We start from the raw sequence: 15,073 nt of genomic DNA, 5'->3' as shown, positions 1-15,073 counted from the left end.
CGATACATTTTATTAAGGACGATACCCATGAAACGCATTAAAACGAGCTTATCGCTGATTACGCTGTGCTTTTGCATCAGCCAGACCGCTTTCGCGGCAGATCTCCCGGCCGCACCGGATCCCTCCCGGCCACTGAGTCAGTATGTCACGCAGGTGAATGCTGATAAGTCGGTAACCTGGCGCTATTTTGCTCCAGCAGCGAAAAGCGTGTCGGTAGTGGTGGGGATCCCCTCGCCGGAAAATATTCATCCAATGACCAAAGACAGCGCGGGTCTCTGGAGCTGGCAGGGGCCGGCGATGCAGCCCAACCTGTATGAGTATTTCTTCAACGTTGACGGCGTGCGCAGTATTGACACCGGTACGGCGATGACCAAGCCGCAGCGTCAGGTGAATACCAGCATGGTGCTGGTGCCGGGGAGCATTCTGGATGTGAATCCGGTGCCGCACGGGGATCTGATTACTCTGACCTACCACTCTGCTGCGCTCAAGTCTGAGCGCCAGCTGTTCGTCTGGACGCCGCCTGGCTACCCTGGTCAGGGAAAACCGCTGCCGGTGCTCTATTTCTATCATGGCTTTGGCGATACCGGTCGCTCGGCGATCGATCAGGGGCGTATCGCGCAGATCATGGATAACCTGCTCGCCGACGGAAAAATTGAGCCGATGCTGGTGGTGGTGCCAGACACCGAAACCGATGCAACGGGGATCGTCGCAGAGGAGTTTATTCCCAACGAGCGGCGCAATGTCTTCTACCCGCTGAATGCCCAGGCTGCCGATCGCGAGCTAATGAACGACATCATCCCCCTGATTAGCAAACGCTTTAACGTGCGTGACGACGCGGATGGCCGTGCGCTGGCGGGCCTGTCGCAGGGCGGTTACCAGGCACTGGTCTCCGGGATGAATCACCTTGAGCAGTTCGGCTGGCTGGCCACCTTTAGCGGCGTCACCACCACCACGGTGCCGGATGCCGGCGTCAGTGCGCGGCTGAATGACCCGAAGTCAATTAACAAGCAACTGCGCAATTTCACGGTAGTGGTCGGTGAGAAAGATGTCGTCACCGGTAAAGATATCCTTGGCCTGAAGCAAGAGCTTGAGAAACGCCAGATCCGCTTCGATTATCAGGAATACCCCGGCCTGAATCATGAAATGGACGTCTGGCGCCCGGCTTACGCGGCCTTCGTGCAAAAATTATTTAAATCACCGCGGGAGTAGAAGATGAAGCTAATCGTAACAGAAGACGTTGAGCAGATGAGTCAGCTCGCGGCTCGTCATGTGGTTGAATACATGCTGAAACCGCGTCGGGTGAATCTGGCGATCACCGCAGGTAAAACGCCGAAGCGAATGTACGAGTTGCTTACCGCATCCGTAAAAGGCAAAGACTGGCTGAAGAACGTACATTTTTATAACTTCGACGAAATTCCTTTTCGCGGCAAAACCGGGGATGGCGTGACTATCACCAATTTACGCGGCCTGTTCTTTACCCCGGCCAGCATTAGCGAAGACAACATCCAGAAGCTGACGGTGGATAATTATCACGATCACGATGCGAAGATCGCCCAACAGGGTGGATTGGATCTGGTGGTGATGGGGCTCGGTGCAGACGGGCACTTTTGCGGTAACTTGCCCAATACTACCCACTTCCACGATATGACCACCGAAGTGCCGATTGCGGGCGAAATGGTTAACACGGTGGCTCACGGCGAATTGGGCGGCGATTTTTCGCTGGTCCCGGACAGCTACGTAACAATGGGGCCGAAAAGCATCATGGCGGCAAAAAACCTACTGCTAATTGTAAACGGCGAAGGGAAGGCGCAGGCGCTGAAGGGGATGCTCGAAGGGCCGGTAACGGAACAGCTTCCGGCGTCGGTACTACAGCTGCATCCGGCATTAACCATTATTGCGGATAAGGCCGCGGTCTCTGCCCTGACTCAGCCGCACTGACACCCCTCGTACAGCCGTAAAGCGTGTTGCTTTACGGCTGGTCAGGCTTAGCGGGTGATATTCCAGCCGCGTGCTTTCCACAGTGCCGGTAGCTGAGCCAGATCGGTAAAGGTGGTCACCTTCGGATGACTGATCGGCTTATTATGCGGATCGGCGCAGAAGTAAAACACCTCCATCCCCGCATCAATACCCGACTGCGCCCCCGCGCTGGAGTCATCCACGAGGATGCAGTTTTCCGCATTGACGTTCATCGCTTTTGCCGCGTGGAACATCAGTGCTGGATCGGGCTTCCAGCGCTGAATATCGTAGCCGCTGAACAGTTTTTCCGGGAAATGGTGCAGCATCTGCAGCTTGCCCAGGGAGTGGTTCATTTTGCTGACCGGGCCATTCGAGACCACGCACATCGGCACGGCCATCGCGTCCAGCAGCTCGCTGGCACCGGCGATCACCTCCAGTTCTGAGTCGAAGAGGCGTGCGACCTCGGCGCGGTAAACAGGCTCCAGATCCGCTTTCGCGAGACTGACGCCGCGTTCGGCGTTAATGATATCGATGATTTCGTAGAGCTTCACGCCTTTGAAGCGTTTGAACGTCTCTTCGAGATCGAGCGTAATACCAAATTCCTGGAACATGGTGACATACGCCCGGGAACAGATGACCTCACTGTCGACCAGCGTACCGTCGCAGTCGAAAAACACTGCTTCAATCTGAGACATGCCTTTCCCTTTCTTAACAAGTTTAACGTTTACGTAATGCCGAATGGTGGGACGCAATCGTTGCCGTATAAGCAAATTCAATGAAAAAAAATGCGCGCCAACCGCCCCTATTGTCGCATTTTGGTATAGGATAGCGACGAATTTTCCCTCCTTGTTCGGAAATAGATGATGAGTCAACAACACACTACCCAGTCTTCTGGAACGGGTTTGCTTGAGCGCGTGTTTAAACTGCGCGAACACGGCACCACGGCACGCACCGAAGTGATCGCCGGTTTCACCACCTTCCTGACGATGGTCTATATCGTTTTCGTGAACCCGCAAATTCTGGGCGTTGCTGGCATGGATACCAGCGCCGTCTTCGTAACGACGTGTTTGATCGCCGCTTTCGGCAGCATCCTGATGGGTCTGTTCGCTAACCTACCGGTGGCGCTGGCGCCAGCGATGGGCCTGAATGCCTTCTTCGCCTTTGTAGTGGTTCAGGCAATGGGCCTGCCGTGGCAGGTGGGGATGGGCGCAATCTTCTGGGGTGCGGTGGGTCTGCTGATCCTGACCATTTTCCGCGTCCGCTACTGGATGATTGCCAATATCCCGGTCAGCCTGCGCGTAGGTATCACCAGCGGTATCGGCCTGTTCATCGGCATGATGGGGCTGAAAAACGCCGGCGTGATCGTGGCGAATCCGGAAACGCTGGTCAGCATTGGCAACCTGACCTCGCACAGCGTGCTGCTGGGCGTGCTGGGCTTCTTTATCATTGCGATTCTCGCCTCGCGTAACATTCACGCCGCGGTGCTGGTTTCCATCGTGGTCACCACCCTGCTGGGTTGGATGCTGGGCGATGTGAAGTACGGCGGGATCGTCTCTGCGCCCCCGAGCGTCACCACCGTGATTGGCCACGTCGATCTGGCGGGCTCGCTGAATCTGGGTCTGGCGGGCGTGATCTTCTCGTTCATGCTGGTTAACCTGTTTGACTCCTCCGGTACGCTGATCGGCGTCACCGACAAAGCCGGTCTGGCAGATGAGAAAGGGAAATTCCCACGCATGAAGCAGGCGCTGTTTGTGGACAGTATCTCTTCCGTGACCGGGTCCTTTATCGGTACCTCTTCTGTGACTGCGTATATCGAATCCTCTTCCGGGGTATCTGTCGGAGGCCGTACCGGTCTGACCGCGGTGGTTGTAGGACTGCTGTTCCTGCTGGTGATCTTCCTCTCTCCGCTGGCCGGAATGGTACCGCCATATGCGGCTGCAGGCGCGCTGATCTACGTGGGTGTGCTGATGACATCCAGCCTGTCGCGCGTGAAGTGGGATGATCTGACCGAAGCGGTTCCGGCGTTTATTACCGCGGTGATGATGCCGTTCAGCTTCTCAATCACCGAAGGGATTGCGCTGGGCTTTATCTCTTACTGCGTGATGAAGCTGGGCACCGGGCGCTGGCGTGAACTGAGCCCATGCGTGATTGTGGTGGCGCTGCTGTTCATTCTGAAGATTGCCTTTATCGACGCGCACTAATGCAAAACCCCTCTCTTAACGAGAGGGGTTTTTAGTTACGCTTTCACCCGCTGAATATACTTCCCAAATGCGGTCAGCTGACCGGTCAGATGGTCCAGCGTACTCTGATCCACCACTTCACCTGTCTGCGGGTCGACCTTGTTCTGAATCACTCCGCCCATAAATTCCGGCTTGTTCATTACCATCGCATCCAGGAACACCAGGATCTGGCGCAGGTGATACTGGCAGCGCGCGCCACCAATCGCCCCCATTGAACTGGTCTGGATCAGTACCGGTTTACCCGCCAGCGGCTGGTCCGGCAGGCGAGAAAGCCAGTCGATCGCGTTCTTTAAGCCACCCGGTACCGAGTAGTTATATTCCGGGGTGACAATCACCACGCCATCCGCCTGGCGAATCTGGTCTGCCAGCGCGACGACAGACGCCGGGAACCCCTCTTCCTGCTGCACATCGGCGTCATACAGCGGAATATCACCGATCGACGGCAGGGCAGCGATCGCCATTCCCGCGGGTGCCAACTTCGGCAGCGTGCGGGCAACCATCCCGTTAAATGAATCTTTGCGCAGACTTCCCAGTAACGTAACAACGTTCAGCGTATCAGACATGATTACTCCTTCTTCATCATGATGGCCCTGAAGGGTCAGTTGAGGATAATGGCTTTTTCAATCGGTAAACTGGTTAAGCGCATCAGGCGCGCTTCGGGTTCGTTCGCGCGGGCGGGCACATCCGGCAGACTGTGCCAGCCGAGGCGGCTATCAAACTGCCAGATTTTGAGTCGCTCAATGGCCGGGGTGACGGCAATCGACCAGATCAGCACGTCTTCGGCATCGCTCAGGGCTTCAATTTCGGGGGCTTTGGCGGCGCGCAGGCGACCCGAGCCGGGTAACAGCTGCAGCAGGCTGGCGCAATCACTGGCGTCGCCTGACAGCTTACGGATGCTCTGACGCAGGGTGATCAGCTGGGCTTTGGCTTCGTTGGGATCGTTCTGGTTACGTACCCATAAGTTCTCATTGCTGGAGAGGGGGTAATCATCGTGGGCATGGGAGCCGTGCAGGTTGCGTATTGCGCGCTGGAGTTCCATGTCCAGTCCGCAGTCGCCCTCGGTCGTCAGTACCAGACCCACGATATTTCCGGCGTAGGCAATAGAAAAACGCGGCAGATCCGGATCAGCAAAAACAGGACGCCCTTCCGGCTGGGTGATCACTTCCGGCAGCTCGCCGGTCCCATACAACATAAACAGCAGTTCGGCGAGCAGCGCCCGGGAGGCGAGGAACCGCGTACGACGATGTTCGGGGAGTTTTCGCGCGTCGTTATGACAGCATGACGAGAGTCGGGATGAAACCAGCTGCCCCTCAGTCAGAGTCCCTCTTGCAAAATGCGTAGCCATTTTTCGCTCCATGATAATGGTCAGTAGTGATGTTAAACGCTTACATCATTATCGCTTAACTTTCCGTCTGTTTTAATGGCTAAATGAGGCGAAGAGACGTTCTGAGGCCGAACTTTACATTTTATTAGTCAAAAATACGCTTGCTAACACAGTGGTGAACCATACAGCGCCTTAATGGTTTCCCGAAGCCAGAGGATTTTCGGATTGAGACTGTTACGCTTATGCCAGATCAGGGTGAAGGGCACGGTGAGCTTCTCGGCCTGCGCGTCATCGAAGGGGATCGGTAGGGCAATCAGCTTGCGCTGGTGGAGCTGATTATAGTGATGACAGTATTGCGGTGCGGTGGCAATGTAGTTATGGCCCGGCTGCGCGGCCATAAACATCGACTGCTCGAAACCCGGCAAACTCATGGCGATATTGCGCTCGCGGCCCATCTCTCTTAACACTTCATCCAGCGCCCAGGTGTCGCTACGCTCCCAGAAAATACTGATATGCGGGTAGCGCAGGAATGTTTCCAGATTCCACTCATCCTGCAGCGCGGGGTGATCCTCGCGTAGATAGACGCAGGGACGGTCGCTGAACAGAATTTCATAGTCGATAAACCACGGCATCAGCTTGAGCAGTTCGCGGGAGCGCGGATGCGTTTCCCGTCCGGTAAAGCCGAGATCGACCTCCCCGCGCGTAATGGCGTCCAGTGAATCGTAATCCCAGTGGCGCATTTTGACCGTGGCCTGCGGATAGCGCTGATTAATCTGTTCCAGCAATGTGTTAAAGCGGATCAGCATCAGCGGGGTCTCTGCCGCCAGCTCGAACGTCAGGCCGCCGGGGGAGTCATGATGGAATTTGTCGAGGATCTGATTACCAATCTGCATCCAGTCGGCAAGATCCTGCTCCAGACTCACCGTCAGCGGTGTCGGGAGCAGCCCCAGCGGGGTTTTGACGAACAGCGGATCGTCGAACCAATCGCGCAGCTTAGCCAGCGATTTACTCACCGCTGAGGGGGTGACGTTCATCCGTTTTGCGGCTTTAGTGACGCTGCGCTCCTGCAGCAAAAGCTGCAGGCATAACAAAAGATTAAGATCGAGACTGCTGATGGGTTTCTTCATAGTGCGCTGCGGGCCGGATAACCAAAAGTAAGGTAATGCACAGCATGCTACAGCCAATCAGCACCCCGATCAGCATATTCAGGGCATTGAGCCCGATTATTGCCGCCAGCCAAATCCACAGCGAAGAGCCGCATACCTGGGCGATACCCAACACCGAGCTTGCCACCCCTGCGCGCAGGGCAAAGGGGCCCAGCGCCTGGCTCATCGCAACGCCAAAGCCCACGGAGAAACCCGCGCAAATCAGGGTAATCCCCGCAAGCATCAGGGCATGGGAACTGGCGGTCGCCAGAATCACCCCTGCCGCCAGGAACAGCACCTGAGAAGTCAGCATCAGCGTGCGCTGGCTAAAGATATTCAGGGCAAACGGCGTCGAGAACGACACCGCCATACTGACCATCGCCGTTAAGGCCATCACCGTGGAATATTCCCCGCGATCAAAGCCCATCACCTCCATCAGCAGCACCGGGGAAACGTTTACATAGGTCAGGATCACCGCCACGCTTAGCGTGGTCACCAGTAGCCGGCTGATAAAGAAGCGGTTCAGGAGTTTTTCGTCCGGCGGCCGCGTGGCGCTATGGCCCGCATTCTGCGAACCCGGGTGAGTCTCTTTCAGTACCGTAATCGACAGGATAAACACCAGAGCACCCATCGCCGCCATCGTCCAGAACAGGCTCTGCCACGGCAGCTTAAGCATAATCAGATAGCCCACCACCGGCGCCAGCACCGGGATAATGCAGGTGATGCCGTTCAGCATAGAGAGCACTTTGGCGCGGCGCTGGGCGCTTAAGGTATCGCGTAAAATCGCAAAGGCCACCACGTAGCAGCCGCCTGCGCCAATACCCTGAATAAAGCGCCCGGTGAGGAACAGGGTGCTGTCCTGTGCCATTGAGCACAGCACGGAGGCGAGGGCAAAAATGACCGCCCCGGTGATGGCGACAGGCTGCCGACCCGCTTTATCGGCAATCTTCCCGGCAAACACCATCGATGACGCCATCCCGGCGAGGTAGGCCGAAAACGCAATATGCAGCTGTGCTTCGCTGGCGCCCAGATCCCGGGCGATGTGCGGAAGCCCCACCAGATACATATCAATCCCTGATGGATACAGCAGCACCAGCGCAAAACTACAAAACAGAAAACGAGCCATAAATCCCCCATAGATGCAGGCAAGCAGCATAGGGGGATAACGGGGATGTGGCGAGTTGCCATTTGGACAATGGTGATTTCCTGCCAGGAAAGCCATCTCAGGGTGAGATGGCTGGCAGAGTTTTAGTCAGATTCAGCCAAAGCGCGGTAAGAAATTAAAGGTGCTGCCGAACCAGCAGAAAATGACCACGACACCGAACAGGATCACGATCGACGGGATAACCTTGCCGCCCCAGACGGTGAACATCTTGTTCGGGAATTTTTGTCTCGCTTTCAATGCGAGAAAGGCGGGGACAATGACGGCCCATACTGTTGCACACAGCCCTGCGCCACCAATTCCATAGATAAAACCATTGGGGAAAATTAAGTAGAGGATGGCGGGTGGCAGGAAAGTCAGCAGGATTGTTTTCAGGCGACCAGACGGTGAATTATCGAGTTTGAAGAGGTCAGCAAGATAGTCGAACAAACCTAATGTCACGCCAAAAAATGAGCTGGCCACGGCTAAATTTGAGAACACCAGCAAGCAAAATTCGATCACCCCATGTTGCCGGGTACCGAGGAAAGATTTCACTAATGAATCGACATTCCCCCCGGAGGAGATGATCTCATTGAAGCTATCGCGGGAGATGTTGCCCATCGTGCAATACAACCAGAACAGATAGATAACCAGGGCCAGCAGCGAGCCGAGAACAATGCTTTTTATCAGTTTGTCTTTGCGCTTGCCGTAGCAAATGATCAGGCTTGGAATGTTGCCATGAAAGCCAAACGATGCCAGACATACCGGCAGTGCCATAAAGATATATGGGAAATAGGTCGTGTTGCTGCTCGCACTAACGTTGAGGTCTCTTAATATTGAATAATCAACCTGAAAGAAGAATGATCCAAAAACAACGATAAAGGAAATAATCTTAATACCTAAAAAGAGCGAGGTAATTCTGCTGGCGGCTAATGAACTAAACCACAATACGGCTGCAACAAAGATTGCCGTACATATCCCCACGATACGGGGATTAACATGCGTCCCTTGATTCATCGCAATGGTTTCGCTGATGATTGCGCCGTTGGCGGAGATATAAGCGTAAGTCAGTATATAGAGAACAAATGCAACCGTAATGCCACTGACCACATTCCATTTATTGCCGAGCAGATCTTTTGTGATGGTATTGAAACTTGAACCGACTGGATAATTAAGATTAGCTTCTAATAGTAACAAACCCGAGTGAAGCATTGAGAACCAGGCTATTATTAAAATAAACGCCCCCCAAAAGAACCATGCCCCTGCCAGATCCACGGGTAAAGCAAACATTCCCCCGCCAATAACGGTACCTGCTATCACCATAACACCCCAGACAGCGGAGTGCTTAGTCTCTAACTCTAACGTGTTTTCCATAGTGCCCCCATCAATTATGGTAAGCTTGATGTTGTTAATTTATTTAATTATGTGCGGGTGGCAAACGGACGTTGCCACCCAATGACAGCAGGTTAAACTTCTTTGAGTTTGGCAGTGAAGTGACGTAATACTTTCGGTTCGTAGGTGAATGTCAGTCCTTTAATATTCATTGCATTTTCTTTGACATGCTCAAAGGCTTCGACAATAAAGTCCATATGTGATTGCGTGTAGGTTGCACGCGGAATCGTTAAACGCAATAATTCAGCCGGGCAGGGTAGCTGCTGACCTGTTTTCGGATCGCGGCCTAATAAAAACGAACCGATTTCAACTGCCCGAATACCTGCCACTTTATACAATTCACAAGCCAGCGCCTGAGCCGGGAACTGCTCTGCAGGAATATGCGCAAGTAACTTTCCGGCATCCACAAACGCGGCATGGCCACCCGCTTGCTGACAAATTACGCCAATGGATTCCAGTCCGTCGACCAGGTACTGAACCTGATTCGTACGGTATGCCAGCCAGTCCTGATTCATACCGTCACGGAGACCAACCGCAAGGCGTTCCATCGCACCACCTTCAAGGCCACCGTAAGTCGGGAAGCCCTCCTGGACGACGCAAAGGGTTCTGCACTCGGTGTAAACGTCGAAATAGCGGTCATCTTTAATGCACAGCAAGCCGCCCATGGGAACCATCGCGTCTTTTTTCGCCGACATAGCGAGCATATCCGCGTATTTGTAGGTTTCGCGGGTAATTTCTTCAATGCTCCAGTCTCTATATTCCGCTTCGCGCTTCTGAATAAAATAGGCGTTTTCGGCGAAGCGCGCGGAATCCATTACCACTGGGATATCATATTTTTTAGCGATCGCGTAAACCGCCTTCAGGTTGGCCAGCGAAACAGGTTGCCCCCCGGCAGAGTTACTGGTGATCGTGGCAACAATATAAGGTACGTTGCTCGCGCCCACTTCCTCAATGCCGCGTTCTAACCCTTGCAGGTCAAAGTTACCTTTGAAGTCATAGCGGATGCCGGTATCAAACGCTTCCTTAATATAAACGTTGCGCACGGTGCAGCCATTTATTTGGCTGTGTCCCTGCGTGGTATCAAAGAAGTAGTTAGAGAAGGCGACCATTTTAGTCCGGTCTAATCCTTTTTCCTGTTCACGTTTTTTGATTAAGACAGGAATATAAATTTGTTCAGCGCCGCGGCCCTGATGGGTAGGGATAGTATATTGATAACCAAAAATAGTATTTACCGCTTCGGACAATGCGTAATAACTCCGGCTCCCGCTATAGGCTTCGTCGCCGCGCAGCATTGCGGCCTGCATATTTTGGGTCACGGCCCCGGTACCGCTGTCGGTAAGTAAATCAATAAACACATCTTCGCTATCAAGCAGGAACGGGTTCATACCCGATTTGATGATAGCTTTTTCACGGTGCTCTCTGGTGGTACGTTTAACCGGCTCAATGACTCTGATGCGAAATGGTTCTGGTAAATGTTTGAAGTTTTCCATTATAGCGTCCTTTTTTTTCGCAGCGGTGCTGATGGTTATTATTGATAACCATTAATACAGGTAAGAGTATGCCGGCCATTACTCATCTCAGTCGAGGGGATAATCCTCACAGACTGATAGATGCAAAGGCACGATCGCAGCTTAATAAGCGCAATAATTAAGGCATACCCATCAAATAGATGTGTAATCTATTCAGGTTGCATAGAGAATCAGAGGCGAAGGGAGATTATGGGTGGTGATTGACAATTTTATTGTCAACATTAAACCACTTAGACGTGATGTATGTATTTAAGGTAATCGGCATTGATTTATCCTCATTAGACACGCATATACATTATTCTAATGAGAATGTTTGTCTATCTGCCGATATATTAATTGTGATTGTAATCACAGTTAATATAATAATCGGGATTGCTATTTATTTTAGTAATATAGAATAGATAGTCACATACGTTATTATTTTTTCTAACCGGCAAAAAAAAGCCGCAATAACAGGGCGGTTATGCGGCTTTTTCTCAGATGACTGAAGCGCAGTTACTTACCAATACAGAAGCTGGAGAAAATCCGCCCAAGCAGATCGTCCGAGGTAAACTCACCGGTAATCTCGCTTAACGCCTGCTGCGCCAGACGCAGCTCTTCCGCCAGAAGTTCACCCGCCCAGGCACCCAGCAGTTGGGCTTTGCCCTGCTCCAGGTGCTCGGCAGCAGCGGACAGCGCCTGCAGATGACGACGGCGGGCAAGGAAACCGCCCTCCATGCTGGTATCAAAGCCCATGCTCTGTTTCAGATGGCTGCGCAGCGCGTCCACGCCTTCGCCGGTGCGTGCCGACAGACGGATCAGTGAGTGACCGTTCACCTCGCTCAGGCCCGGTGCTTCATCGGTGACGTCCGCTTTGTTACGCACCACGGTGATCGGTAGGTTAGCAGGCAAGCGGGCGATAAAGTCCGGCCAGATCTCCGCCGGGTCAAGCGCCGCAGTGGTGGTGCCATCAACCATAAACAGTACCCGGTCGGCCTGCTCGATCTCCTGCCAGGCACGTTCGATACCGATCCGCTCCACTTCGTCGCTGGCATCGCGTAAACCGGCGGTGTCGATGATATGCAGCGGCATACCGTCGATATGAATGTGTTCACGCAGCACGTCGCGGGTGGTACCGGCAATGTCGGTAACAATCGCCGCTTCGCGACCCGCAAGGGCGTTAAGCAGGCTCGATTTTCCGGCGTTCGGACGCCCGGCAATCACTACCTTCATCCCTTCGCGCAGCAGGCTGCCCTGACGCGCCTCAGCACGTACCGCATCCAGATCGGCCATAACGCCGTTCAGCTGAGCTTCGATTTTGCCATCAGACAGGAAGTCGATCTCTTCATCCGGGAAATCAATCGCGGCTTCCACGTAGATGCGCAGGTGAGTGAGCGCTTCCACAAGATGGTTTACGCGGACGGAAAAAGCGCCCTGAAGCGAATTGAGCGCCGAACGCGCGGCCTGCTCGGAGCTGGCGTCAATCAGATCGGCAATCGCTTCGGCCTGGGCCAGGTCCAGCTTGTCGTTCAGGAAGGCCCGTTCGGAGAACTCGCCCGGTCTGGCAATGCGCAGGCCGGGCAGGGTCAGAATACGTTTTAACAGCAGATCGAGGATCACGGGGCCGCCGTGGCCCTGCAGTTCGAGCACGTCTTCACCGGTAAAGGAGTTTGGCCCCGGGAACCACAGCGCAATGCCCTGATCCAGCGCGGTACCGTCGTTATCTTTAAACGGCAGGTAGTCGGCGTAGCGGGGTTTTGGCAGCTTACCCAGCACCGCTTCGGCGACTTCGCGCGCCTTCAGGCCAGAGATGCGCAGAATGCCCACACCACCGCGTCCCGGTGGGGTTGCCTGGGCGACGATCGTGTCGTTATGGCTCATGGTTTGTCTCATCAAATGGCAATAAAAAAAGGCGGTCTGATGACCGCCTTTATTTTAGCTACAGCCTAACCGAATCAGGAATTTTTCTTTTCGCGGCTATGCAGGCCACGTTTTTCCAGACCACGGTAGATCAGCTGCTGCTGCAGAATGGTTACCAGGTTGCTGACGATATAGTACAGCACCAGACCTGACGGGAACCACAGGAAGAACACGGTGAAGATGACCGGCATAAAGGTCATGATCTTCTGCTGCATCGGGTCGGTCACAGTGGTAGGCGACATCTTCTGAATGAAGAACATCGTAATACCCATCAGGATCGGCAGGATGTAGTACGGGTCCTGTGCAGACAGGTCATGGATCCACAGGGCGAACGGCGCGTGGCGCAGTTCAACGGAACCCATCAGCATGTAGTACAGCGCAAGGAAGATTGGCATCTGAATCAGCAGCGGGAAGCAACCACCCAGTGGGTTCACTTTCTCTGCTTTATACAGGGCCATCATCTCCTGGCTCTGACGCTGCTTATCATCGCCCAGACGCTCACGCATCGCCGCAATCTTCGGCTGCAGCATACGCATCTTCGCCATGGAGGTGTACTGCGCTTTGGTCAGCGGGTACATGATGCCACGAACGATAAAGGTAATAACGATGATCGAGAAGCCCCAGTTACCCAGGAAGCTGTGGATCCACTTCAGCAGTTTGAACAGCGGCTGAGAGATGAACCACAACCAACCGTAATCTACGGTCAGATCCAGGTGCGGTGCCACTGCAGCCATTTTGTCCTGGATTTCCGGGCCCACCCACAGGGTGCTGCCAAGCGTACCGGTTTGACCCGGCTGAACCAGAACCGGCTCAGACTTATAGCCGATAGCGGCAATGCCGTTGCCCAGGTTAGCGGTGTAGAAGTTGTTGGAGCCCGCGTTATTCGGTACCCATGCTGTCGCGAAATACTGTTGCAGCATCGCCACCCAACCGCCTTTCGAGCTGACGTTCAGGTTTTCGTTTTCGGCGATGGTGTCGAATTTGTATTTCTCGTACTTGGTATCTGGCGTGGAGTACGCTGCGCCACGGAAGGTATGCAACGCGAAGTTGTTGCTTCCGGTGTCACGGTGCGTCGGCAGATTGATGGTTTGCTTCAGCTGGCCAAAGGTGGAGACTTCCAGTGGTTTCGCACCGGTGTTCTGCACGTTGTAGCCCACGCTCACCGCATATTCACCGCGTTTCAGGGTGAAGGTTTTGGTGAAGGTGTTGCCAGCAGCATCAGTGTAAGTCATCGGAATCGCGAGTTCGTTCTGGCCATCCGCCAGCACAAACGCATCTTTATCGACGTTATACAGCGGACGCGCGCCATTAGCCGGGTTATCCGGGCCATCACGACCGGTCAGGCCACTCTGTGCCTGGTAGATAAACTGCGGCGTGGTTTCCAGTAACTGGAAAGGCTCAGTAGAGGCGAGCTCTTTCGGGTAAGTTACCAGCTGCGCCTGCTCAACATCACCACCACGGGTGTTGATAGTCAGTTCAAGCACATCGGTCTTAACCGTAATCAGTTTACCCTGGCCACTGGACGGTACGCCCTGGTCGGCGGCGCTACCCGCTGCGGTGGTCGTTGTCTGCGTGATCTGCTGCTGAGGTTGAGGATTTTTATCCTGCTCCCAAGCCTGGAAGATCATGAAAGACACGAACAGCAAAGCGATGATAAGAAGATTGCGTTGCGAATCCATCGTTAGTGTTCTCTGGTATCAAAAGGTCCTGGGGGGACGGGGTCGTCTCCACCGGGATGTAAAGGGTGGCATTTTAATACGCGTTTCACCGTCAACCAACTGCCTTTTATCACTCCAAACCTGCGCAATGCCTCAATTCCGTAGCTTGAACAGGTTGGAGTGAAACGGCAGTGCGGCCCAAGCAGCGGACTGATCAGGCGTTGATAGACCCGGATAAGGGCTATCAGGAACCGTGAGCCAGGCGACAATGGCGACGCCATAGCTTTTCCAACGCTTCCGAGAGAGCACGATTATCGAGGTCAGCAACCCCTTTTTTCGCCACCACCACGAAATCCATAGACGGGAGTTCATGTTGACGTAAGCGGAAGCTTTCACGCGTCAGACGTTTAATCCGATTGCGTTCATGCGCACGCTTAACATTTTTCTTGGCGACTGTAAGACCGATGCGGGGATGCCCCAGCGAATTCTGGCGGCCGAGGATGGTGATTTGCGGCGTGCCAGCCCGTTGTGGCTGCTGGAAGACGAAAGTGAAATGAGTGGGAGTTAACAAACGTAACTCCCTGGGAAATGCTAGCTTAACCACTCAGGGGTTAGCTTAATTACTTGGAAACGGTCAGACGTGAACGGCTTTTAGCACGACGACGTGCCAGAACCTGACGACCATTTTTAGTAGCCATACGAGCACGGAAGCCGTGAGAACGGTTGCGCTTCAGTACAGACGGTTGAAAAGTGCGTTTCATGGCGATTTCTACCTAAACTTGAATAAAT

Annotated in this window: 16 protein-coding genes; 3 read left to right on the top strand and 13 right to left on the bottom strand. The window is 53.9% G+C overall.

Annotation, left to right across the window (positions count from 1 at the left end; all coding sequences use genetic code 11):
- The first annotated feature begins 27 nt into the window (after window positions 1-27).
- Together ACRDD5_RS05030 and ACRDD5_RS05025 are read left to right on the top strand one after the other, a co-directional pair.
- Window positions 28-1,209 (top strand): alpha/beta hydrolase-fold protein, encoded by a 1,182-nt coding sequence (locus ACRDD5_RS05030; RefSeq protein ID WP_438676105.1) that lies wholly within the window; start codon window positions 28-30, stop codon window positions 1,207-1,209.
- Window positions 1,210-1,212: 3 nt separating this feature from the next.
- Window positions 1,213-1,938, top strand: coding sequence for a glucosamine-6-phosphate deaminase (locus tag ACRDD5_RS05025; protein ID WP_438676104.1), 726 nt, complete (start codon window positions 1,213-1,215; stop codon window positions 1,936-1,938).
- Between the two features lie 47 nt (window positions 1,939-1,985).
- Here the strand turns inward: ACRDD5_RS05025 and yieH are convergent, their stop codons facing one another.
- Window positions 1,986-2,651: a 6-phosphogluconate phosphatase gene (gene yieH, locus ACRDD5_RS05020; protein ID WP_438676103.1), complete on the bottom strand. Its 666-nt coding sequence runs from the start codon at window positions 2,649-2,651 to the stop codon at window positions 1,986-1,988.
- A 168-nt stretch (window positions 2,652-2,819) separates the two neighbouring features.
- Here yieH and adeP point away from each other — a divergent pair, with 168 nt between their 5' ends.
- Window positions 2,820-4,157, top strand: a complete 1,338-nt coding sequence (gene adeP / locus ACRDD5_RS05015) for an adenine permease AdeP (protein WP_271283062.1) — start codon at window positions 2,820-2,822, stop codon at window positions 4,155-4,157.
- A gap of 35 nt (window positions 4,158-4,192) precedes the next feature.
- Here adeP and ACRDD5_RS05010 read toward each other — a convergent pair whose 3' ends face one another.
- The 12 genes from ACRDD5_RS05010 to rpmH form a co-directional block, all read right to left on the bottom strand.
- The gene (locus ACRDD5_RS05010; protein ID WP_271283061.1) at window positions 4,193-4,759 is read right to left on the bottom strand and encodes an NADPH-dependent FMN reductase; all 567 of its coding nucleotides are present in this window, start codon (window positions 4,757-4,759) and stop codon (window positions 4,193-4,195) included.
- A 35-nt stretch (window positions 4,760-4,794) separates the two neighbouring features.
- Window positions 4,795-5,541, bottom strand: coding sequence for a 4'-phosphopantetheinyl transferase family protein (locus tag ACRDD5_RS05005; protein ID WP_271283060.1), 747 nt, complete (start codon window positions 5,539-5,541; stop codon window positions 4,795-4,797).
- A gap of 143 nt (window positions 5,542-5,684) precedes the next feature.
- On the bottom strand, window positions 5,685-6,647 hold the full coding sequence (gene yidZ, locus ACRDD5_RS05000) for an HTH-type transcriptional regulator YidZ (RefSeq protein ID WP_438676102.1): 963 nt from the start codon (window positions 6,645-6,647) through the stop codon (window positions 5,685-5,687).
- Window positions 6,616-7,791: an MFS transporter gene (locus ACRDD5_RS04995; protein WP_438676101.1), complete on the bottom strand. Its 1,176-nt coding sequence runs from the start codon at window positions 7,789-7,791 to the stop codon at window positions 6,616-6,618. The genes yidZ and ACRDD5_RS04995 overlap by 32 nt, the downstream gene beginning before the upstream one ends.
- 132 nt (window positions 7,792-7,923) lie before the next feature.
- Window positions 7,924-9,180, bottom strand: coding sequence for a low affinity tryptophan permease TnaB (tnaB, locus tag ACRDD5_RS04990; protein WP_271283057.1), 1,257 nt, complete (start codon window positions 9,178-9,180; stop codon window positions 7,924-7,926).
- Between the two features lie 92 nt (window positions 9,181-9,272).
- On the bottom strand, window positions 9,273-10,688 hold the full coding sequence (gene tnaA / locus ACRDD5_RS04985) for a tryptophanase (protein WP_438676100.1): 1,416 nt from the start codon (window positions 10,686-10,688) through the stop codon (window positions 9,273-9,275).
- Window positions 10,689-10,914: 226 nt separating this feature from the next.
- Window positions 10,915-10,992 (bottom strand): tryptophanase leader peptide, encoded by a 78-nt coding sequence (gene tnaC / locus ACRDD5_RS04980; protein WP_418939611.1) that lies wholly within the window; start codon window positions 10,990-10,992, stop codon window positions 10,915-10,917.
- Between the two features lie 230 nt (window positions 10,993-11,222).
- Complete coding sequence (gene mnmE / locus ACRDD5_RS04975) at window positions 11,223-12,587, bottom strand: tRNA uridine-5-carboxymethylaminomethyl(34) synthesis GTPase MnmE (RefSeq protein WP_271283055.1); 1,365 nt, start codon at window positions 12,585-12,587, stop codon at window positions 11,223-11,225.
- 74 nt (window positions 12,588-12,661) lie between these two features.
- Window positions 12,662-14,305, bottom strand: a complete 1,644-nt coding sequence (gene yidC / locus ACRDD5_RS04970) for a membrane protein insertase YidC (RefSeq protein WP_271283054.1) — start codon at window positions 14,303-14,305, stop codon at window positions 12,662-12,664.
- A gap of 2 nt (window positions 14,306-14,307) precedes the next feature.
- Window positions 14,308-14,565 (bottom strand): membrane protein insertion efficiency factor YidD, encoded by a 258-nt coding sequence (yidD, locus tag ACRDD5_RS04965; RefSeq protein ID WP_271266158.1) that lies wholly within the window; start codon window positions 14,563-14,565, stop codon window positions 14,308-14,310.
- Window positions 14,529-14,888 carry a ribonuclease P protein component gene (gene rnpA / locus ACRDD5_RS04960; protein ID WP_014072458.1) on the bottom strand — a complete coding sequence of 120 codons (360 nt, stop codon included), beginning with the start codon at window positions 14,886-14,888 and terminating at the stop codon, window positions 14,529-14,531. Before rnpA ends, yidD begins: the two co-directional genes overlap by 37 nt.
- 16 nt (window positions 14,889-14,904) lie before the next feature.
- Window positions 14,905-15,045 carry a 50S ribosomal protein L34 gene (gene rpmH / locus ACRDD5_RS04955; protein WP_002220736.1) on the bottom strand — a complete coding sequence of 47 codons (141 nt, stop codon included), beginning with the start codon at window positions 15,043-15,045 and terminating at the stop codon, window positions 14,905-14,907.
- Between the last annotated feature and the right edge of the window lie 28 nt (window positions 15,046-15,073).

It is taken from the genome of Silvania sp., from assembly GCF_051656365.1.
Taxonomy (GTDB): Bacteria; Pseudomonadota; Gammaproteobacteria; order Enterobacterales; family Enterobacteriaceae; genus Enterobacter; species Enterobacter hatchlandensis.
This window is presented reverse-complemented; position numbering and strand designations above follow the sequence as displayed.